Here is a 20,410-nt window from a genome sequence, read left to right on the forward strand (position 1 = left end):
CCCTTTATCAGTACCAACCAACGGAGAATTCACGTGTCCACCCAGTTCCAGGGCGTCATCCCGCCCGTCGTCACCCCCCGCCACGCCGACGGCAGCATCGACACTGCGTCGCTGACCAACGTCACCAAGCACCTGCTCGACGGCGGGGTGGCCGGACTCTTCGTCCTTGGCTCCTCCGCCGAGGTTCCGTACATGACCAACGCCGAGCGTGGGCTGGTGGTCAGCACCATCGCCGAAGCCAACGCGTCTGCTGGTGCTGACGCCGTGCCGCTGATCGTCGGCGCCAACGAGCAGACCACCAACCGCGTCATCGAGGAAGCGAAAAAGGTCATCGACCTCGGCGCCGACGCCATCGTGGTCACGTCCATGTACTACGCGATCGGCAACGCATCCGAAACCGAGACGCACTTCCGCGCCGTCCGCGCCGCCGTCGACAAGCCGATCTTCGCTTACGACGTTCCGGTCCGCACGCACTTCAAGCTCCCCACCGACCTGCTGGTCCGGCTGGGCCGTGACGGCGTGATTGCCGGCGTCAAGGACTCCTCCGGCGACGACGTCTCCTTCCGCCAACTGGTGCTGGCGGCCAAGGACATCCCGAACTTCGACATCTTCACAGGCCACGAAGTCGTTGTTGACGGCGCGCTCCTGGGTGGTGCACAGGGCGTGGTGCCCGGCCTGGGCAATGTTGACCCGCGCGGTTACCGGAACCTCTTCGACGCCGCCCAGGCAGGGGACTGGGCCAAGGCCGCATCCGAACAGGACCGCCTTGCCGACCTCTTCGAGATTGTGTACACCCCCAATGGCCGCGTCTCCGGCGGGGCGGCAGGCCTCGGTGCCTTCAAGACGGCCCTGCAACTCATGGGAATCATCGAATCCAACACCATGAGCGTGCCCATGCCATCCCTCAATGAAACCGAGACCACCGCCATCAAGGTGATCCTGGAACGCAACGGGCTGCTCTAGCCCCGCCCAAGGAAGAGGACAGATGCAGTACGCGATCGGTGTTGACCTGGGCGGCACCAAGACTGCTGCGGGCGTTGTTTCCGCCGCCGGCGAGGTCCTGTTCCCGGCGACCATTCCGACGCTGAACCGCGCCGGCAGCGACGCGATCCTCGATGCCACCGCGGGACTGGTCTCATCCCTCATGGGCCGGGCCCGGGCCGAAGGCCTGGACGTTGCCGGCGTCGGAGTGGGCTCCGCCGGGGTAATTGATGCCGCCCGCGGCGTGGTGGTGTCCGCCACGGACGCGATCCTTGGCTGGGCCGGGACGGCACTCACGGCCGGGCTGGCAGCACGGCTGGGCCTGCCGCCGTCGTCCATCCTGGCCGTGAACGATGTCCACGCGCACGCACTGGGCGAGTCCTGGGCAGGTGCCGCCGCTGGAACCGCAAGTTCGCTCCTGGTGGCTTTCGGCACCGGCGTCGGCGGAAGCCTGGTGCTGGCCGGGCAGCCGCTCCTGGGGCACCGGTTCGTTGGCGGTCATGTGGGCCACTTCGCCTCACCGTACGCGTTCGACGGCGGCACACCGGTTCCCTGCGTCTGCGGCGGTTCCGGCCATGTCGAGTCCATAGCGTCCGGCCCCGCGGTGCGCGAGACCTACCTGAGGCTCGGCGGCCGGGAGGAGGATGCGGCTGACACGCGCGCCGTCTTCGCACTGGCGGGAGCGGGCGAGACCACGGCCATCAGGGCCATAAAGCTCGGAGCGTCTGCCGCAGGCCAGGCCGTGGGCGGACTAGCCAACGTCCTGGACCCGGAAGTCGTGGTGGTGACCGGCGGACTCGCCGACGCCGGCGAACCCTGGTGGCAACCTATGGAGCACGCCCTCCGGGCTGAACTCCTCCCAGCCCTGGGCGGCATTCCGGTGCTGCACGCCAAGCTCGGCAACGCAGCAGCCATGGTGGGCGCCGGCCGCCTGATCCTCGGCCCAGCACCCCACGGCTCTTGAACCCGCCGCCCACCGAAATCCCCGAAGGAACCCCCCAGTGATCCTGACATCCGAAGCCCTCGAGTCCCTCCGCGGGCAACTCATCGTGTCCTGCCAGGCCTACCCCGGCGAGCCCATGCGCGACCCCCGGACCACGGGGCAGGTTGCCGCCTCCGCCGTCATCGGGGGCGCCGCCGCCGTCAGGGTGCAGGGCCTTTCCGACGTGCAGCACACCCGCTCCGCCGTAGAGGTTCCGGTGATCGGGCTCTGGAAGGACGGCCATGACGGCGTCTTCATCACTCCCACCCTTCGGCACGCCCTGGCAGTGGCCAACGCCGGCGCCCATGTGGTGGCAATCGACGGCACCCGCCGACGCAGGCCGGACGGCCTCACCCTGGCGCAGACGGTAGCCGCTATCCATGCAGAATCCCACGCCCTGGTGATGGCGGACTGCGGCTCCTTCGACGACGCAGCCGCAGCGGTCCACGCCGGCGCAGACCTTGTTGGCACCACACTGTCCGGCTACACCGGCGAGCGTCCCAAAACCTCCGGCCCCGACCTGGACCTGCTCGGGCGCATCGCGGCAGCGGACTTCGGGGTGCCCCTCATTGCCGAGGGCCGCATCCATACTCCCGCCCAGGCACGGCAGGCCCTCGACGCCGGCGCTTTCGCCGTCGTCGTCGGAACAGCGATAACGCACCCGGCCACCATCACCGGCTGGTTCGCCGAGGCCCTGAAATGACCCGCCCGGCGGCCCGGCCGGCTTATGGAGGCAATTGCGCGGCAGCGGCCTTCGTCAGCCACGACCGGCAGGTGAGGGTGCAACTGCGGGACTGATGCCGGACAGTCCGATGTCACAGCTCCATTGAAGGCGGCAGCCGGGATACCAGCCTTATCCGCGCCTTTGACCACCAGAAGGACCTGCCGGGCTTCAAGGATGGTGTCCAGCCCCCGGGTGATGCAGCGGAGGGGTACCTCCGACGGAAAAGGAAGTCCAGGCCGGGAGCCGGACGGCGTCCCTCAGGAGGCGGCAACGTCCTTGAGCTTCAGGCGGATACCGTCGAAGTGGCGCTGGAGGCGCTCTGAGGCAAGGGCCTTGTCCCTGCTGGCTACAGCCTCGTAGATGTCCCAGTGGATCTGAACCTGTTCTTCAAGGTTGACCGGCCCGGAGCCCAACGCCTCATGGATTTGGCGGTATACCTGCCAGAACACGTCCATGAGGTTGATGAGCAGTTCGTTGTTCAGTGGTGCGTAGAGGCGGCGGTGGAACTCGGCGTCGTGCTCGGCGAGGGGTTCGCCCTTGGCTGCGGCATCCTGCATCGACTGCATGGTGGACCGAAGGTCCGCAAGATGCTCCTCCGTCAAAAGGTTGATGGCGGAACCGATGAGGCCGGACTCAAGTGCCTGCCGCACATCGATGAGCTCCATTGCTTCTTCACCCTTGTGCCTGAGCGAGAGCCTGCCACGGAAGGTCAGGCCGGATACCAGGGCGCTGAAGTTATTGGGGGCCACGAACATGCCGAAACCGTGCCTGATCTCTATGACGCCGAGCGCCTGCAAAACCTTGAGGGACTCCCGGACGGTGTTCCGGCCTACACCCAGCTCAGCCGACAGTTCACTCTCGGTGGGCAGGGCGTCACCGACGTCGAGGCCACGTTCCAGGATCAGTTCCATGATGCGCGTTTGAAGGGCCTGGGAACGGATTTGCGCGCTAAACCTTGCCGACGATACCGCTGCGGGTGCTACTGTCACGTCATCTCCTTTGACCGCACTCTGCTGGCGGCCTTCCTCTGCTCACCAGTGTACAGGAGATGGGACGTCCTTTGTCCTGATTGGCTGGCAAATTTTTGCCGTAGCCCTATCCCCCAAGGTGATGGATGGTGAAGGCCGCCAGGAAACCGACGGAGGCCGTAAGGCCCGTGAGGTTGTGGTGCTCCTCGAAGGCCTCAGGGATCATGGTGTCCGCCAGCATGGCCAGGATTCCTCCCGCTGCTATGGCGGTAATAAAGGCCACCACACTGCCTGGAGCGTTCTCCAGCGCCACATACCCGATCAGCGAGGCCACCCCGCAGAGCACCGCAATGCCGCCCCACAAACCGAAAACATAGCGGGCACTCCTGCCGGCTTTCTTCATGCCGGCGCTTCCGGAGAGGCCCTCGGGGACGTTGGAGATGAAGACGGCGGCCATCATCGCCGGGCTGACGGCACCACCTGCCAGCAGTCCAACGCCAAGGACCACGGACTCCGGCACACCGTCCAGCAGCGCGCCCACGGCAATGGCACTGCCGCTGCCCGGGCTGTCGGCTTCCGAGGGCTGCTGGTTGCCGGAACGCTTGCGGTGCTTTGCGCCGGCCCGGGACAGCATCATGTTCGCGCCGACATACACCACAGCGCCTGCCAGGAACCCGGCCACGGTAGGCCACAGCCCGCCGCCCTCCACGGCCTCGCCCACCAGCTCGAAGGCCAGGGCGGAGATCAGCACACCCGCGCCGAAGGACATGATCGAGGAGACCAGCTTGCTCGGCAGGTTCCAGCGCCAGGACAATGCGGCGCCAAGGACCAGGGCAGCTCCTGCCACGGTGCCCCACACCAGGGCCTGCAACCACAACGGCATGTGCACCGCTTCCCGGCTCCCCAGCGGAAGCCACTTGACGTGTTGCCGGCCCCTGATTGCCCGGAGCCGGAGAGCGCTAAACAGCCAGAGTAGTGGAACGCCGCCCGGCGCCGGGAATTGATCTGATCTTGCGGCAAACCTTGCCGTCCGCTGAAGTTGCGGGTCCACGCTGGAGTCATGGACCAACCAGCTTGTGGGGAGCAGGAGACAATGGGAAATAGAACAGCTTTGGACGGGGAAGTCACCGCCGTGGACGGCGTGCTCACGGATCAGCATCCGCTCGACTTCTACACCCTGGGACTGGCCGGCTGCATCGACCGGCTCACGGGCCCCCTCCGCCACCGGGGAACCAGCGTCCGCTGGGACACTCCGCACTGGGGCATCGAGATCCCGAAGGACTGCGCGTCCCTTCTTTACCAGTCGGCACGCGAGGCCCTGAGCAATGCCTACAACCACTCCGGGGCATCGCACCTGACCGTCCAGCTCGCCGCCGTGGACCACGGCATCCGCCTGGTGGTAGCCGACGACGGTACGGGCTTTGACAGCAATGCCGCCACCTGCGGGCGCCACCACGGCTACGGCCTCCGGCTCATGGCGGTGGCCGTCCATGAGGCCGGCGGCACCGTGGACATCCGTTCTGCCCCCGGGCAGGGCACCAGCGTGACGGTTACCCTGCCGCTGGACTAAGGCTCGGATGCCCGCCGTTGCTGGGACGGCGGGCATCCGTAAAACTAGCGGGTCAGCTTGGCGGTGTCCGGCTCAATGTCACCGATGTGGCCCGGTGCGTTGGCAGCCAGGACCCGTGCCACGAAGGCCCCGTACTCGTCCATGTAATGCCGCAGGAACTTGGCGGTACCCTCATTCTTGACCTCGCCGTCGTCGCCGAACACTGCGGCGTCGTAATGGATGTAGGCCTCCGGGGCATTCAACTGCGGCGCATCCAGGAAGCTCAGGACGCTCCTCATGGACGACTGCATGACCGCGGTCCCGATGCTGCCCACGGATGCGCCAATGATTCCGGTGGGCTTGCGGGCGAAGGAATTGCTTCCCCACGGCCGGGAGCCCCAATCGATGGCGTTCTTGAGGGCCCCGGGAATGGAGCGGTTGTACTCCGGGGACACGAACAGGATGCCGTCCGACGCCTCGATGGCTTCCTTGAGGGCACGGGCTGCGGGCGGGAAGTCAGAGTCGTAGTCGTAGCTGTACAGCGGAAGGTCCTTGATGGGGATCTCGGTGAACTCGAGGTCTTCCGGAGCGAGTTGGATCAATGCTTTGGAGAGGACCCTGTTAATGGAGCCGGTTGCCAGGCTGCCTACGAAGTATCCGATCTTAAACGGTGCCATGAGTGTTCCTTCCAATGGACGGTCAACACTGGCCGTCCATGTTCATCTGGAGCTGGTGCCGCCCGTCCTGTTGAGGCTGCGGCCGGTGGTCACTTCACCCACCAGTCCAGCACAGAAGCCCCTGCAGGGCCAGAGGGTTCCGGGGGTGGGCAGGGCTGCTGCGGACCTTCCGAATCCCGGCCACCCCTTGCGGCCAGGCGCTGACTGGCCTATTTTGAAACGAATCAGAAACCGCTTTCCAGACGGCTGGCCAGTGCCTGCTGCCTGAGTGGCTGCGCCCGGCGGACGTGGAGACAACAGAATTGGATCACATGACGGACAACATCCCCATCAGGTGGATCGACGGCACAGCACCCGCGGAAATCAGCGGCGGGACAACCTGGGGCATGCCCTTCGCGCGCGGCTCCGTACCGGCGGCGGAGGCCCTCTCCGTGACGGATACGGCCGGCAGCACGGTCGCCTCCCAGGCCTGGCCCCTGGCCACCTGGCCGGACGGCTCCCTCAAATGGGCGGGCATTGCGCTTCCCGCCACCAGTTCGCCGTCGGAGGCTTACCACGTGGCGTCCGACGGCGGCGCGTCACCCCGCGGGGCCAGCCAGACGCCGCCGGGCGCTTCCAGCGTCACCGTCACCGAAACCGACCGCGCCCTCACCGTGGACACCGGAACCCTGCAGATGGTGATCGAACGCGGCGGCTCCACCCTCTTCAGGAGCCTCACCCGCGGCGGCGTCGAGCTGGCCCGGGACGCGCGCCTGGTGAGCCTCCTGCAGGACGGACTTGCTGATGACCAGGGCGGCGGCGGCGCGGGAACCTTCACCCGGGACGCCTTCACCGGCGAGGTCACCGCCGTCGTGCTTGAACACAACGGACCCGTCCGATCGGTGGTTCGGCTGGAAGGTCAGCACAGGCCGGACGGACGGGACAGCGGAACCAGCAGGGACAGCGGCAAGGAAAGCTGGCTGCCTTTCGTCGTGAGGTTCTACTTCCACGCCAACGCCCGCAGCGTCCGCATGGTGCACTCCTTCATCTGGGACGGCGACGCGGACCGGGACTTCCTCGCCGGGCTCGGCGTGCGCTTCACGGTCCCGCTGCAGGCAGAACTGCACAACAGGCATATCCGGATGGCAGGGGCCGACGGCGGCTTCCTCACCGAGGCGGTCCGCGGCCTCACCGGCCTGCGCCGGGACCCCGGGGAGGACGTCCGCCGGGCACAGGTGGAAGGCCGCGCCACGCCACCCCTGGCCGGCTGGAACCCGGAAGTGTCGGAACGGCTGCACCTCGTTCCGGCATGGAGCGACTACACGCTCAGCCAGCTCAGTGCCGACGGCTTCGAACTGCGCAAGCGCACCGCACCCGGCCGGGCCTGGGTGGGGATCTCCGGCGGAACCAGGTCTGCCGGCTTCTGCTCCCTGACCGATACGCGCGGAGGTTTCGGCGTGGGCGTGAAGGACTTCTGGCAGTCCCACCCCGGCCAGCTGGACATCCGCGGCGCCGCAACGGACAACGCCACCCTGACGGCGTGGCTGTATTCCCCCGAAGCCCAGCCCATGGACCTGCGGTTCTACCACGACGGCCTGGGCCAGGACACGTTCGAGGAACAGCTCGAAGGGCTCGAAATCACCTATGAGGACTACGAGCCGGGCTTCGGAAACGCGCACGGGATTGCCCGCACCCATGAGCTGACGCTGTTTGCCTACGACGGAACGCCGGCAACCGAGAGCCTCGCGGCCGACGCCGCTGCGGCCTCCGCCCCTGCCCTGCTGCAGGCCACCCCGGAGTACCTGCACTCCGTGGGCGTGTTCGGCGACTGGGACCCGGTGGACCGCGGCACCCCCGCCCGGGCAGAGCTCGAGGACCACCTGGACTTCCTCTTCGATTTCTATGCCGGCCAGGTGGAGCAGCGGCGCTGGTACGGGTTCTGGAACTACGGCGACGTGATGCACACCTACGACCACGACCGGCACGTGTGGCGGTATGACGTGGGCGGATATGCGTGGGACAACTCCGAGCTCTCCCCCGACCTCTGGCTCTGGTACTCCTACCTGCGCTCCGGCCGGGCGGACATCTTCCGGTTCGCGGAGGCCATGACCCGGCACACCGGCGAGGTGGATGTCTACCACGTGGGCCCGTGGCGCGGCCTCGGCTCGCGGCACAACGTCCAGCACTGGGGCTGCAGCGCCAAGCAGCTCCGCATCAGCACGCCCGCCTACCGCCGCTTCTACTACTACCTGACGGCAGATGAACGGACCGGGGACCTGCTGACCGAGCTGGTGGACAGCGACCAGAACTTCCTGGGCCTGGACCCCGTACGCAAGGTCCGCCCCGACGCCGCCACCTACCGTCCAAACCGGGGAGCCCTGGGCGTGGGCCTGGGAACGGACTGGGGCTCGCTCGCCGCCACCTGGCTCACCGACTGGGAACGCACCGGAAATCCGCGCTCACGCGACCGGCTCCTGGGCACCATGGCGGACATTGGCGCCTTGAAATACGGCTTCCTCACCGGTGAGGCGCTCTACGACCTGGACAAGGGACGCTTCGACACCGGCCGGGAACTGATCCAGGTTTCGCACCTGAGCGCCGTGTTCGGACTGGTGGAGATCTGCAGCGAACTGGTGGACCTGGTCCCGGACCCGGACTTCGAGCGGGCCTGGCTGCAGTACTGCCGGCTCTTCCTGGCCACCAAAGAGGAGCAGGTGGCGGCCGTGGGACAGCCGCTGGAGGGCATCTACCTCACCCAGGCGCACAGCCGGCTCACTGCCTACGCCGCCGCCCGGCTGGGTGACCCGGACCTGGCCGCACGTGCCTGGACGAGCTTCGCCGAGGGAGGCGAGCACCTCAACCACGCGTCGGCCTTCACGCTGCGGCAGATCGAGCCGCCACACGTGCTGCTGCCGGTGGATGAGGCACCCACCGTATCCACCAACGACGCATCCCAGTTCGGGCTCGCCGTGATCCAGAACCTGGCGCTGATTGGCAACCACCTGCCGTAGTCCTGCGCGCTGGCGGCGGCGCCTGCACCAGCCAGGTGCCGCCGTCGTCCGCTCCCCCTCCCGTCCCAACTAAGTAGCAGCAGATGCTGTTATGAGCCCTCAAACCGACATCTGCTGCTACTTAGTTGGGGTGGTGGGGCGGGTCGGGGCGGAGCACACTGGACCTCGGACGAAACAGCCGACCGCGAGAACTACAGTTCCGGTGAACGCAGGCGGGTCCGCCACGATGAGGGCAATGTCCCACCTTTCGGCGGCAGCCTGGGCCAGCACTGATTCCCCACTGCCCGGCGGGACGCGAGAACCCGCACTCTGGAATCCGGCGTGCCCAGCAGGTACATTGGTAAGCATGCTGATGATTTTTACCGAAACATCGGCTTCCGGTAACAAAGCAAAGGGGACGTTATGAGCACGAAGGTGGAAAAACGCATTCTGGTGAACGTACCGGTAAGCACGGCTTACAACCAGTGGACGCAGTTTGAGGAGTTCCCGCACTTCATGGGCGGCGTCAAGAGCGTGACCCAGCTCAGCGATGACAGGCTGGAATGGGTGGCCGAGATCGGCGGCATCCGCCGGCAGTGGGAAGCGAAGATCCTTGAGCAGGTCCCGGACCGGAAGGTCGCCTGGGCCGCCACGGAAGGCGCCACAAATGCCGGCGCTGTTGACTTCGAGGACGTGGGTGGCGGGCAGACTTCCCTTCGGCTGACGCTGGAGTATGAGCCCGAAGGAATTATTGAAAAGGTGGGCGACAAGCTCAACGTGGTTGACCGCCAGGCCGAGGCTGACCTGCAGCGGTTCAAGGAATTCATCGAGGATGAGGGTTACGCCAGCGGCGCCTGGCGCGGACGCGTGAGCACGGGCGCCCCGGCGGGCACGCCGGGCGTGGAGGATGCTGCCGGATCCCGGGGCGACTCCGGCAAGGCAGGCGTCTCCGGCAAGGTTGCCGCGGGCCTGGGTGTTGCCGCAGTGGCCGGCGCAGCAGCTGCCATGGCAGCAGGCGGCAACAAGGAGACAACCGCGGTTGCCGACGAAACGGTAACTCCGGCGGCTCCCGGAGAACCGGTCACCGTCACACCGATTCCGACGGACACGACCACCATCACCGGCACGTCAGCGGGTACGACGGCGGCAGCCGGCTCCACCGGTTCAGTCGCCGATCTGGGCGATGACAGGATCGGACACCAGTTCGACCAGACCAACGGCCTGGTGGACACGAGCGGCGAGTCGGACGAGACGGCCGAAGGCGAAAACCTGAGCGCCGCCGAGCGCGAAGGCGACGACCGCCGTCGAGATGGCGGCCTGCCGCCCGTCGGCGGGAACCTCGGAACGCACTAACCGGGTTTAGCCGCAGCACAATAAAAGCGCCGCCCGCCTCATTGCAGAGGCGGGCGGCGCTTTTGTGCGGGGCAGGACCGTCCGTGGGTGCCGTGCTACTTGCCGGTGCCCGCGTACACCACCGACGGCGCGGCCGGGGTTTCCATGCCCTCGCCGATGAAGAAGCTCGGGTGCGGCGGCTGGTTGTAGGCCACGTTTTCTCGGGCCACGGCGGTGCGGTAGACGGTGTCGTGCATCAGGGTGCGGAGCCGGACCTCGGTGGGCGAGGTGCTGGTGTAGATCCGCAGTTCAGTGCTGTCCGACGACGGGAAGGCAAGTTCCTCGCGCCAGTCGCCCAGCAGGTCCGCCTGCAGGGACGGGTTGCCCTTGGTGTGGTTGTTGGTGCGGGCGCCGGTGACAGTCAGGAGCCTGTCGCTGGACTCCGTTTCCCAGTTCCACTTGGAAATCGTGGGCACGCCCACGCCGGCGGCAGCGTCGAAATCGTGGTCGACGATCTCGCGGAGCAGGTCGCCGTCCCACCAGGCCAGGAAGTTGGCCGCGGGAATGCTCTCGGCAATCAGCTCGCCCTTGGCGGACATCAGCTGGCCCCGCGGGGAGTTCCAGGAGGCGTCGCCGCCCACCGCCCAGCCCTCAGCGCCGGCGTAGCGGGGATCGATGTCGCCGGCGGCGCCGCGGCCGGTGTCCCGGATGGCGGGGATGCTCCAGAGCACCTCGCCGGTGGCGGCGTCGCGGAAGGTGGCGCCACGGTTGCCGCTCTGGCTCATGCTCTCGTGGACGGCGAAGACCTCCAGCCCGGGGCGAGAAGGATCAAAATCGCTGGTGTGCATCGCATCGCCGTGGCCCAGCCTGGTGTTGTAGAGGACCGAGCCGTCGTCGTCGATGGTCATGGAACCGAAGACGAACTCGTCCTTGCCGTCCTGGTCCACGTCAGCTACGGAGAGGTTGTGGTTGCCCTGGCCCTTGTATTCGGCACCCGCGATGTCCGAGTCGAAGGTCCAGCGCTTCACCAGCTTGCCGTCCACCAGGTCATAGGTGACCAGGACGGTGCGGGTGTAGTAGCCGCGGCTGAACATCATGGACGGCTTCTCGCCGTCGAGGTAGGCGACGCCGGCCAGGAAACGGTCCACGCGGTTGCCGTAGCCATCGCCCCAGGCTGAGACGCTGCCGCGCGGCGGGTCGTAGGCCACCGTGTCCATGATGGCGCCTGTTGCCCCGTCGAACACTGTGAGGAACTCCGGACCGGACAGGACATAACCGGCGCTGTTCCGGTAGTCCGCTGCCGGGTCGCCGATCACGGTTCCGGCCCCGTCCGTGGTGCCGTCCGCCGTCTTCATGGACACCTCGGCCTTGCCGTCACCGTCGAAGTCGTACGCCAGGAGCTGGGTGTAGTGTGCGCCGGCGCGGATGTTGTGGCCCAAATCGATGCGCCAAAGCCTGGTGCCGTCCATCTTGTAGGCGTCCACGTAGACGTTTCCGGTGAATCCGGACTTGGAGTTGTCCTGCGCGTTGGAGGGGTTCCAGAGCTGGATGATCTCGTAGCTGCCGTCCCCGTCCAGGTCCGCGACACTGGAGTCGTTGGCCGAGTAGGTGTAGGGCTTTCCATCCTTGCTGACGCCGTCGGCGGGCTTGTCCAGCTTGATGGACAGGTAGTTCTGGGCCAGCGGGGTGAATTCCGCGCTGAGCTTGTCCTGCCCGTTGCCGTTGCCCACAGTTTTTATGACATACGTGGAGGCTGCGGTTCCGGCCGGATCGACGAACGTGGTGGTGTTGCGGATGGGCTGTTCGGTGAGCTGGACGCCGTCGCGGATCACGTGGAAGCCCACACTGTCCTGGTCCAGGCCCAGCATGCGCCAGCCCAGCGTGACGCCCTGGTCCGTAAGCACGGCCACCGGCGCGCGGTCCAGGTTCTCCACCTGGCGCTTCAGCTCTGCCTTGCCGGACTGCCCGGGGGCGGTGCCGGGGTTGGCCTGCGCGAGCGGCACGCCGGTGAACGCCAGCGCAGCGGCGGTGAGGGAAGCAGCCGCAGCCAAGGGGGCGGCTTTCCAGGCGCGGCCTCGCCGCAAAACCGGACGGGGCGTGGGGGAACATTTCGAGGGATAAGCCAAAAGAACATCTCCTTTGATGCGGCGGCAGCTGAGTCTGCCGCACGACAGTTTGGAACGTTTCACTACACCTGACAGGCAGCCCACCACGAACGAGGGGTGAGGTTTTAGGATGCAGCGGAAAGCGTTTTCTGCCCTTAACTTCTATCAGCGCTTTACAAGCCTGGTCAAGGGTGTGACGGGATTAAATGGGAGATATTGTTCCTTTGCGTTCAGATGGCGCGGGCATCGCCGCGCGGCCGGCCCGCCGCCGCCTGCAGGAGCGGCAGCGTCCGGGCGGGCGTCACCTCCACCAGGGACACACAACAACCGGCGCCCCGGTCCTAGTCCCAGGCCGGGACCAGGACTGCTTCGTACTGGGTTGGCGGTGGCTGCTGTCCGAACTTGGCGTTGACCGCGGCGAGCGTGTCCCCGAACCTGGCCACCGTCGTCGGGACATCGAAGTGTTTGCTGGTGATGACGTCCTTGACCCTGAAGGAAGAGAAGTTATCGGACAGTTTGAGGCGGCTGACCTGGTTCGCCATGTTCTGGACCGCCCATACAGTGCGGTCCTTGACCAGGATGCCATCGACGAACTTCAGGTCCGGCCCCTTGATCCTGTTGCTCTTTCCCGTGTCCGGATCCACGGCATAGAGGGCCTGGTTTTGTGTATGGGCCACAATCAGGATGTCGTCATCGTCGGCTGCTGCGATGCCGTTGAATCCGAACTGGCCGGGTTGCAAGGGTTTGCCCGCCTCACCGCCCACTTTCAGTGTCTCCACATCTGCTGCACCTCCCAGCTCGCCCCGCCTGCTCACGGGGACGAAATAGAGCTCGGGCGCGGCCGAATTGGTGAACCAGGCGCCGTCGCTGCTGAGGGTGACGTCGTTGATGAAGCCGGGGGCCAAGTCGTATTCCTTGACCTGCTTGCGGGTGTCAGTGTCGTAGACGTACGCCTTGCCCGTGGTGCCGCCTGCCACAAACAGCAGGTCGTTGCGGGTATCGGCCTTCATACCGACGGCCATCCGGCCTTCGGGCACGTCGATAAAACGCTTGGCCTTTCCGTCATGGATGTCGCCGCGGAAGATGTCGCCGGTCAACAGTTCGCCGGCGTAGAAGGTTGTTCCCTCACCCGCCGCAATGCCTTCGGCGGAATTCGCTCCGCGGAGGACAATGACGTCGTCAGCGGAAGGAGTCGATGCGCCTGCCGTCAATGCCGGGGGCAGCAGCAGGGCCAGAAGAGCGGTGAGTCCACCAACGGCACGGCGTCGTACTGTTTTGCGCATAGTGGTTCCTGGATGTGGGCTGATGCGCGGGGCCCAATCTGCGGCAGCTCCGCACGAGGGTGATCCCATTTTAAGCTCCCCCATGAAGGCACCGCCAGAGCATGGTGCCCCCTTCACAGTGGAGGGGGCAGCGGCTGGGACCGGCGTACAGTCCAGGATTCTGCTTACAATCGAAACCTCAATCAACTACTGAGGGATCCATGAAGAAATTCGCCACAGCCCTGATCGCCGCCGGCCTCGTTGTCTCTGCAACGGCCTGCACCGCCTCGAACCAGCTCACCACCGCGGAAACCTGCGAGCGGATCCAGTCCGTTGTGTCGAACCCGGCCAACAACGCCGGCAAGACCGGCATGAACCGCCTGGCCAACCAGATCCGGCCCATCCACGCCGTTGCCTCGGACGACCTCAAGGGTGCGCTTGAGTCGATCATCGAATACACGGATGAGCAGGCGAAAGAGACTCCGGACGAGGACAAGCTCGCCGAACTGACGGCAGACTACGAGGAAGCCGGCAGCACGTACAGCCAGTTCTGCAGCTGATTCCTGCCACAGATGGGCACTCTGCCATCGGACCCGGCTACGTGAGGGTGGCCGGGTCCGTGTTCGCCCCGCACAGTATGACCGCCACCCGTTCGCCCACGCCCTGCGTGTAGGCGCCGGAGGCAAGCGCGGCATAGGCCGCGGCCGCGCCGTGTTCCACGACGATCCGGTAGCCGTCCCACAGCTTCGTCCGCGCTTCGATGATGTCGGCGTCGGACACCAGGACGCTTTCGACGCCGGCGCGGACCGCCACGGAGTATCCGATGTCGCCGATGCGGCGGGCCCCGAGGGAGTCTGCCGCGATTCCCGCCACTGGGACGTCCACCGGCTGTCCGGCCGCCAGCGCAGCGTTCAGCGTGGGAGCCGAGTCCGGCTCCACGGCCACCACCTTGGCCCTGCCCTCCACGGCCGCGGCGATTCCTGCCATCAAACCGCCTCCCCCCACTGCAACCAGCACGGTGTCCACCCCACCCACCTGGTCAAGGAGTTCCAGTCCTACAGTTCCAGCGCCGGCGGCAATTTCGGGCTGGTCATAAGCGTGGCAATAGACGGCACCGGTTTCCCGGGCATGCCCGATGGCCGCCTGGTATGCATCCGCGTACTCGGCGCCGCCCTGCACCACGGTGGCTCCGATGGCTTTCAGCTTGCGGACTTTCACGGCCGGGGCGGCAGCGGGCACAAACACCGTTGCGGGGACGCCGAGCTGTGCAGCCGCATAGGCATTGGCCAGGCCGGCGTTTCCTCCGGAGGCAACCACGACGCCGACCTCCGGTTTCAGCTCACCGCGTTCCTTGGCGGCGAAAATGCGGTTGAGGGCGCCGCGGGCCTTGAAGGTTCCCGTGTGCTGCATGAATTCGCATTTGAACCACACCGGGCCGGGAAAATCTCCCGGGTCGCCTTCCAGGACGGGCGTCAGCCGGGTGAGGCCGGCGGTCCTTCGTGCTGCCCGTTCCACGTCGGCGCGGGTGATCACTGGCGCGTCAGACCTCGTCGTCCCAGGTTCCCGGTTCCTGCAGGGCGTCCTCGGGTTTGTCCTTCTGGGAAGGGTCGCCGCTGCCGGAGTAGGACGCCGGGACGGTCCCGGCGGCGTGGCCCTGCTGCTCCTCGCGGATGTTGCCGGCACCCGGCAGTTCCGGGTGCTGGCCGCTCTGCGGGGCCTGCTTGGGTTCCTTGGCTTCGTCCGGATCACCCGGCCCCCGAAGGTCTGCGGCGTTCTGCGGCTCGTCATTGCTAGCAGTCATGGTCCTGCCTTTCGCTCGGGAACTGCGACGTTCGGCCGGGGTTTATTCCCGCACCGCCCTCCAGCCTACGGGCTGGCGCTCCCCTGGAGCAGGAAGTGCCTGTACTGGGTTTTCCTGCACCCAGGTTCTGTGAAACGCCCGCCTGATCCTGTGAAATGGGCGGTGAACCTGTGAATTGGGACTCAGCCGGGACTTCCACGGCACACCCTGCGTTAACTCCATGGCGGAAGGAGGCCACTTGCTTATAGTCCTGACCGGAATCGACGGTTCCGGGAAGTCCACGGCCGCCCAGGCCCTGGTGTCCTCAGTCCGTGCTGGCGGCGGCACGGCCGTGCTGTTGAACAACCACGCGGGCAGGCGCAGCATGTCGGTTCTGGGCGCCAGGCTGGGCATCCGGCTGCCGCCCCGCGTTGCCGATGCCCTGGAGACCACGTTCCGGGTGTGGAACGTGCTGGTGAACCATCTGCGGGCCAGCCGGGTTGACGGCCTGGTGGTGATGGACAGGCACCTCTACTGCCAGTTGGCCCTGCGCGCCACGAAGGGCCTGCCTCGCGGCCGCCTGCTTCCGTGGCTGCTCGGTGCACTCCCTGCCCCTGACGCCGTGGTGCATCTTGACGTGGACCCGGCCGTTGCGCACCGGCGCATCGCCGCCCGCGGCACTGATGCCGAGACGCTGGAGGACCTGGCTGCTTTCGCCCGCGCCTACCGCGAACTGCCCGAGTACGGAACCTTCGAAAAGGTGGACGCCTCCGTCCCTGGTCCGGAGTTGGCGCGCCGCCTGGCCGCAGTGGTGCACGGACTGGGACGGGCCCCTGCGGAGGGACGCCACCCGGCCTCCACTTGAGCGGATGCACGCTGTAATACAGGAAGGCGGGCGGACCCAAGGTCCACCCGCCTTCCTGAAACGTGCATTTACTAACTCGAGGCAGTCGGCGAAGGCGTGGCCATTTCGCTTTCCTCCGCCTCGCTTTCCGTCACGGACGGCGAGGCCGACCCGCTCGGTGACGACGTGCTCGTGGAACCGGACGTGCTCGTGGACGTAGGGCTGGAAGTGGCGCTGCCGCCGTCGGCCTTCTCCAGCACCTCGTTGATAAGGTCCTCAAGTTCCTTCTGGTCCGGATCTCCCAGGTTGGCGCCGCTCTTGGTGGCTACCACCAGCAGCCGGCCTTCCGCAGCGGAGACCTGCATCAGCTTCTGCTGGTTCTCGCCGCTGCGCGAGCTGAGGGTGGCGAAGGTCTTTTCAGCGTCAGTGTCCGCCTGGACCTCCTCACTGGTCACCTCGTAGGTCTGGCCCAGCGCCTGGACCGAGAAGTTGGCGCACTGGTCCATCTTGCCGCTGATCTCGTCCAGGACTTCGACGGCGTCCGGCCCCTCGCTGCCGGACTGGGCGGACAGCGTCCGCGGCTGGTCGCCCTCGGAGAGCGCGACGGCGATCTCGCCACTTTCCACGGTGTCCAGCAGTCCCGCCGTGGCGATGTCCTTGCAGTCTTCAGGATCGACGGTCGCGGTGCTCAGGAGCAGGTTGGCGATATTGCCGCCCTGGTCCACCTGTTCCTTGGAGTACAGCCTTAGCTCGTTACCGTCGTCGTCCGTCATGCCGGAGATCAGCTCGCGGAGCTCATCTTCGCTGTACACCTTCGCCTCAGCCGTTGGTGAGGGTGTTTCCGAGGCCGACGGGCTCGCAGCTCCTCCGCCGCCGCCCGTGCAGCCCGCAAGGGCCATCAGTGCTGCCGTCATCAATCCAAGCGCAGGTGCTTTTCGCATTGGTACAACCCCTTTGAAGATAGGAAGCATGCTTAGTGTTTATCAGCTTAAGGGGTTGGGCCGCCGCCGGACATAACGGGGCTGTAACTTTCAGGGGCTCTCCCCTTCACACCACAACGCCGGGATCAGGCACCCGGCCGGTCCGCCTCCGTTGGACCCGGATGCCGTCAGGCCACGCTTGCCAGCGGCCTGTGGCCTGTGGCCCAGGGTCCGGGATATTGCCCGGGCTGCGGCCGCCTGGGCCCTGGGAGGCCCTCCGGGGCCCTTGCTGTGGAATAATCCGAGGAGTGGTCCTTACCGGACCGCTCCAGTATAAGGAGGGGCCGCATTGTCCGTCACACCAAGGAGCACCGCCGAGGCGGCGGGCACGGCCATCCACAACTCCCAGATCCCCAAGCACGAGCAGCTGCGGACGATCATCCTCAAGCTGGCCAGGGAAGAACTGGAACCCGGTGCCAGGCTTCCCAGCGAGCGGACCCTCATGGACTCCTACGGCGTCAGCCGGATCACGGTGCGTGCCGCTATTGGACGCCTGGTCAACGAGGGGCACCTGGTCCGGGTTCCGGCCAAAGGCACGTTCGTGGCGGATTCCCCCGTGCAGTCCACGCTGCACCTCGCCTCTTTCACCCAGGAAATGGAGGCGATGGGCCACGTCCCCAGCACAGTGGTGCTGGTGGCGGAAGCCGCCGCCGTTCCGGAGGACACCGCGGAAGCTCTCAGCCTGGCGCCCGGCTCCGAGGCCATCCACCTGCGGCGGCTCCGGCTGGCGGACGGGCGGCCGGTCAGCGTCGATGACGCCTGGTACAACCCGGAGCACGCCCCGGGCCTCCTGGACATCGACCTGACGGGCTCGGTCTACAAAGCGCTGGCGGCGCAGTTTGGCCACCAGATTGACCGGGCCCGGCAAAGCGTCCGGTCCGAGGGCGCCCCTGCCGATGTAGGGGCGCTCCTCGGAACCGGAACGGGTGCACCGGTGCTGGCTTTCGACCGGGTGTCCTACTCAGGTCCCCTGGCCATTGAGCACTCACGCTCCTGGTACCGCTCGGACCGCTATTCGCTGACCATGGAAGTGCGGCTTTAGCAGTCCCGGTCAGCGCTGGAGTCCTGTGAAACTTTAGCCCAGCGAAAACAGGGCGGCGCCGGCAGTCACTGCACCGGTTGCCATGGGCGTTGCCGTGTCCGGCTTGGTGTCGAGCACGACGACGGGACTCACCATTGAGTAGCCGGCAGCCAGGGCGGCGGTGGGGTCCACGTGCATCACGGGCTCACCGGCGCCGACGGTGTCACCCTGGGCAATCAGCAGCTTGAAGCCTTCGCCTTTGAGCTTGACCGTGTCGATGCCAACGTGGGTGAGCACTCCCCGCCCGGCCGGCTCCACCACAACAAAGGCGTGCGGCAGGAGCTTGACCACTTTTCCGGCGACGGGGGACACGACGTCGAACACCTCGCCCGCTGGCGGCTCAACCGCCGCGCCCGAACCCACCATTTGGCCTGCGAAGACAGGGTCCGGGACGTCGGATAGAGGAACCACGGCGCCGCTGATGGGCGCATGGACAACCAGCGTTTCCGGCATCAGAGCAGGTCCTCGATGTCTTCGGCCAGGTTGTCCGCCTCCGGCCCCACAATGACCTGGACTGCCGTGCCGGCTGCAAGGACGCCGTGGGCTCCGGCGGCTTTCAGGGTTGCTTCGTTGACCAGCGACCCATCCTTGACCTCGGTGCGGAGACGCGTGATGCAGGCCTCGACCTCCACGATGTTGGCGGCTCCGCCCAGGCCCTCAATGATTTTTTCTGCTTTGGACATGGCTGCCCTTTCTGACGGTGCCCCGGGGAGCACTGCTTCAGCACCAGGACCGGCGGCCCGGGTGCGACCAATTATGTGCCCGTTCATCGGAACTGTCAGCGCCAGCGTGGAAGATCTCCTCCCTTGACAGGCACTCGTGGGATGAATCACACTGAACTGGTCATAACCAGACAGTACCGGCTGGAACCGTTTCTCCACAAGCCCCCACCCGATCCCGCAGAGGTGTAACTATGTCAACATCCGAGACCGCCGCCCTGGCTCCCGAGAAGAAGCCGAACAGGGCCTTCGCCACCCTTCAGCGACTGGGCCGCTGCCTGATGCTGCCCATAGCCGTCCTCCCGGCAGCCGGCATCCTGCTGCGCATCGGGCAGGCCGACCTGCTGGGCGCCATCCCCGGCTTTGAAGGCGGCGCCGCCGTCATCTCCGCCGCAGGCAATGCCGTGTTCACCTGGCTGCCGCTCATTTTCGCCGTCGGCATCGCCATCGGCTGGGCCAAGAAGGCCGACGGTTCCACCGCACTGGCGGCAGTGGTGGGGTACATGGTGATCGACGGCGTCTTCAAGGCCATGTCCCCGCTGGTCCTGGCCGGGCAGGTCGACCCTGCCGGCAAGCCCGCCATGATCAACTACGGAGTCCTGGCTGGCATTGTGGTGGGCCTGCTGTCCGCCGTGCTCTGGCAGCGGTTCTATCGCACCAAGCTGCCGGACTTCCTGGGCTTCTTCAGCGGCCGCCGCCTGGTGCCCATCCTGACGTCCGTCACCAGCCTGGCAGCCGGCGTCGTCCTTGCCCTGTTCTACCCGCTCTTCAACGCCGGCCTCTCGGCAGTAGGTGAAGCCGTAGCCGGCAACGCCGTGGCCGGTGGCGGCGTCTACGGTTTCGCCAACCGCATGCTCATCCCGGCCGGCCTGCACCACATCCTCAACTCCGCCGTCTGGTTCCTCATCGGCGACTACACTGACGCCTCCGGGCAGCTGGTCCGCGGCGACCTCAACCGCTTCTTCGCCGGCGACCCCAGCGCAGGCATCTTCATGACCGGATTCTTCCCCATCATGATGTTCGGCCTGCCGGCGGCAGCCCTTGCCATCTGGCGCCACGCCAAGCCTTCGCAGAAGAAGATCGTGGGCGGCATCATGCTCTCCACCGCCCTCACCGCGTTCTTCACCGGCATCACCGAACCGCTTGAGTACTCCTTCATGTTCGTCGCCTTCCCGCTCTACATCGTCCACGCAGTCCTCACCGGGACCTCCATGGCCCTGGTCAATGCACTGGACATCCACCACGGCTTCACGTTCTCCGCCGGGCTGATCGACTTCGTCCTCAACTTCGGCAAGTCGGAGAACGGCTGGCTGCTCATCCCCATCGGACTGGGCTACGCCGTGATCTACTACTTCCTCTTCTCCATCGTCATCAAACGCTGGAACCTGCGGACGCCCGGCCGTGAAGACGACGAAGTCACTGTGGAGACAGACGCCGCCAAGTAGCGGCGTTTCCCT

General features: G+C 66.4%; 20 protein-coding genes. 10 read left to right on the plus strand and 10 right to left on the minus strand.

What is annotated here, in order from left to right; all coding sequences use genetic code 11:
* The first annotated feature begins 33 nt into the window (after positions 1 to 33).
* The 3 genes from HTS88_RS02260 to HTS88_RS02270 are packed head-to-tail and all read left to right on the plus strand — an operon-like array spanning position 34 to position 2,666.
* Positions 34 to 963, plus strand: a complete 930-nt coding sequence (locus tag HTS88_RS02260; protein WP_174175057.1) for a dihydrodipicolinate synthase family protein — start codon at positions 34 to 36, stop codon at positions 961 to 963.
* Between the two features lie 22 nt (positions 964 to 985).
* Complete coding sequence (locus tag HTS88_RS02265; RefSeq protein ID WP_174175060.1) at positions 986 to 1,945, plus strand: ROK family protein; 960 nt, start codon at positions 986 to 988, stop codon at positions 1,943 to 1,945.
* 37 nt (positions 1,946 to 1,982) lie between these two features.
* Positions 1,983 to 2,666 carry an N-acetylmannosamine-6-phosphate 2-epimerase gene (locus tag HTS88_RS02270; protein WP_174175062.1) on the plus strand — a complete coding sequence of 228 codons (684 nt, stop codon included), beginning with the start codon at positions 1,983 to 1,985 and terminating at the stop codon, positions 2,664 to 2,666.
* A 278-nt stretch (positions 2,667 to 2,944) separates the two neighbouring features.
* Here the strand turns inward: HTS88_RS02270 and HTS88_RS02275 are convergent, their stop codons facing one another.
* Both HTS88_RS02275 and HTS88_RS02280 read right to left on the minus strand, forming a co-directional pair.
* Positions 2,945 to 3,676 carry a FadR/GntR family transcriptional regulator gene (locus tag HTS88_RS02275; RefSeq protein ID WP_174175064.1) on the minus strand — a complete coding sequence of 244 codons (732 nt, stop codon included), beginning with the start codon at positions 3,674 to 3,676 and terminating at the stop codon, positions 2,945 to 2,947.
* Positions 3,677 to 3,782: 106 nt separating this feature from the next.
* Positions 3,783 to 4,538 (minus strand): ZIP family metal transporter, encoded by a 756-nt coding sequence (locus tag HTS88_RS02280; RefSeq protein WP_174175066.1) that lies wholly within the window; start codon positions 4,536 to 4,538, stop codon positions 3,783 to 3,785.
* Between the two features lie 210 nt (positions 4,539 to 4,748).
* Between HTS88_RS02280 and HTS88_RS02285 the strand changes: the two genes are divergently transcribed.
* Positions 4,749 to 5,225, plus strand: a complete 477-nt coding sequence (locus tag HTS88_RS02285) for a sensor histidine kinase (protein ID WP_174175068.1) — start codon at positions 4,749 to 4,751, stop codon at positions 5,223 to 5,225.
* Between the two features lie 44 nt (positions 5,226 to 5,269).
* On the opposite strand, the gene HTS88_RS02290 is transcribed toward HTS88_RS02285, so the two are convergent.
* Positions 5,270 to 5,881, minus strand: a complete 612-nt coding sequence (locus tag HTS88_RS02290; RefSeq protein WP_174175070.1) for an NADPH-dependent FMN reductase — start codon at positions 5,879 to 5,881, stop codon at positions 5,270 to 5,272.
* A 311-nt stretch (positions 5,882 to 6,192) separates the two neighbouring features.
* On the opposite strand from HTS88_RS02290, the gene HTS88_RS02295 reads away from it, so the two are divergent.
* Both HTS88_RS02295 and HTS88_RS02300 read left to right on the plus strand, forming a co-directional pair.
* Positions 6,193 to 8,871 carry an exo-rhamnogalacturonan lyase family protein gene (locus tag HTS88_RS02295; RefSeq protein WP_174175072.1) on the plus strand — a complete coding sequence of 893 codons (2,679 nt, stop codon included), beginning with the start codon at positions 6,193 to 6,195 and terminating at the stop codon, positions 8,869 to 8,871.
* 402 nt (positions 8,872 to 9,273) lie between these two features.
* Positions 9,274 to 10,203 (plus strand): SRPBCC family protein, encoded by a 930-nt coding sequence (locus tag HTS88_RS02300; RefSeq protein ID WP_174175074.1) that lies wholly within the window; start codon positions 9,274 to 9,276, stop codon positions 10,201 to 10,203.
* 95 nt (positions 10,204 to 10,298) lie between these two features.
* On the opposite strand, the gene HTS88_RS02305 is transcribed toward HTS88_RS02300, so the two are convergent.
* Positions 10,299 to 12,308 carry a rhamnogalacturonan lyase gene (locus HTS88_RS02305; RefSeq protein ID WP_174175076.1) on the minus strand — a complete coding sequence of 670 codons (2,010 nt, stop codon included), beginning with the start codon at positions 12,306 to 12,308 and terminating at the stop codon, positions 10,299 to 10,301.
* Positions 12,309 to 12,628: 320 nt separating this feature from the next.
* The gene (locus tag HTS88_RS02310) at positions 12,629 to 13,570 is read right to left on the minus strand and encodes an SMP-30/gluconolactonase/LRE family protein (protein WP_174175079.1); all 942 of its coding nucleotides are present in this window, start codon (positions 13,568 to 13,570) and stop codon (positions 12,629 to 12,631) included.
* Between the two features lie 200 nt (positions 13,571 to 13,770).
* Here HTS88_RS02310 and HTS88_RS02315 point away from each other — a divergent pair, with 200 nt between their 5' ends.
* Positions 13,771 to 14,109 carry a hypothetical protein gene (locus HTS88_RS02315; RefSeq protein ID WP_174175080.1) on the plus strand — a complete coding sequence of 113 codons (339 nt, stop codon included), beginning with the start codon at positions 13,771 to 13,773 and terminating at the stop codon, positions 14,107 to 14,109.
* A 37-nt stretch (positions 14,110 to 14,146) separates the two neighbouring features.
* Here HTS88_RS02315 and HTS88_RS02320 read toward each other — a convergent pair whose 3' ends face one another.
* Positions 14,147 to 15,082 carry a threonine/serine dehydratase gene (locus tag HTS88_RS02320; protein WP_174175082.1) on the minus strand — a complete coding sequence of 312 codons (936 nt, stop codon included), beginning with the start codon at positions 15,080 to 15,082 and terminating at the stop codon, positions 14,147 to 14,149.
* Between the two features lie 7 nt (positions 15,083 to 15,089).
* Positions 15,090 to 15,350: a hypothetical protein gene (locus HTS88_RS02325; RefSeq protein WP_174175084.1), complete on the minus strand. Its 261-nt coding sequence runs from the start codon at positions 15,348 to 15,350 to the stop codon at positions 15,090 to 15,092.
* A 238-nt stretch (positions 15,351 to 15,588) separates the two neighbouring features.
* On the opposite strand from HTS88_RS02325, the gene HTS88_RS02330 reads away from it, so the two are divergent.
* On the plus strand, positions 15,589 to 16,194 hold the full coding sequence (locus HTS88_RS02330; protein WP_174175086.1) for a dTMP kinase: 606 nt from the start codon (positions 15,589 to 15,591) through the stop codon (positions 16,192 to 16,194).
* 71 nt (positions 16,195 to 16,265) lie between these two features.
* On the opposite strand, the gene HTS88_RS02335 is transcribed toward HTS88_RS02330, so the two are convergent.
* Positions 16,266 to 17,114 carry a hypothetical protein gene (locus tag HTS88_RS02335; protein WP_246255901.1) on the minus strand — a complete coding sequence of 283 codons (849 nt, stop codon included), beginning with the start codon at positions 17,112 to 17,114 and terminating at the stop codon, positions 16,266 to 16,268.
* Positions 17,115 to 17,442: 328 nt separating this feature from the next.
* Here HTS88_RS02335 and HTS88_RS02340 point away from each other — a divergent pair, with 328 nt between their 5' ends.
* Positions 17,443 to 18,195: a GntR family transcriptional regulator gene (locus tag HTS88_RS02340; RefSeq protein ID WP_174175088.1), complete on the plus strand. Its 753-nt coding sequence runs from the start codon at positions 17,443 to 17,445 to the stop codon at positions 18,193 to 18,195.
* 33 nt (positions 18,196 to 18,228) lie between these two features.
* Here HTS88_RS02340 and HTS88_RS02345 read toward each other — a convergent pair whose 3' ends face one another.
* Together HTS88_RS02345 and HTS88_RS02350 are read right to left on the minus strand one after the other, a co-directional pair.
* The gene (locus HTS88_RS02345; RefSeq protein ID WP_174175090.1) at positions 18,229 to 18,687 is read right to left on the minus strand and encodes a PTS sugar transporter subunit IIA; all 459 of its coding nucleotides are present in this window, start codon (positions 18,685 to 18,687) and stop codon (positions 18,229 to 18,231) included.
* On the minus strand, positions 18,687 to 18,917 hold the full coding sequence (locus HTS88_RS02350) for a PTS sugar transporter subunit IIB (protein WP_079595209.1): 231 nt from the start codon (positions 18,915 to 18,917) through the stop codon (positions 18,687 to 18,689). The genes HTS88_RS02345 and HTS88_RS02350 overlap by 1 nt, the downstream gene beginning before the upstream one ends.
* Positions 18,918 to 19,147: 230 nt before the next feature.
* Here HTS88_RS02350 and HTS88_RS02355 point away from each other — a divergent pair, with 230 nt between their 5' ends.
* The gene (locus tag HTS88_RS02355; RefSeq protein WP_174175092.1) at positions 19,148 to 20,398 is read left to right on the plus strand and encodes a PTS transporter subunit EIIC; all 1,251 of its coding nucleotides are present in this window, start codon (positions 19,148 to 19,150) and stop codon (positions 20,396 to 20,398) included.
* Positions 20,399 to 20,410: the final 12 nt, after the last annotated feature.

Origin of the sequence: Pseudarthrobacter oxydans, assembly GCF_013314975.1 — a bacterium.
Classification (GTDB): Bacteria; Actinomycetota; Actinomycetes; order Actinomycetales; family Micrococcaceae; genus Arthrobacter; species Arthrobacter oxydans.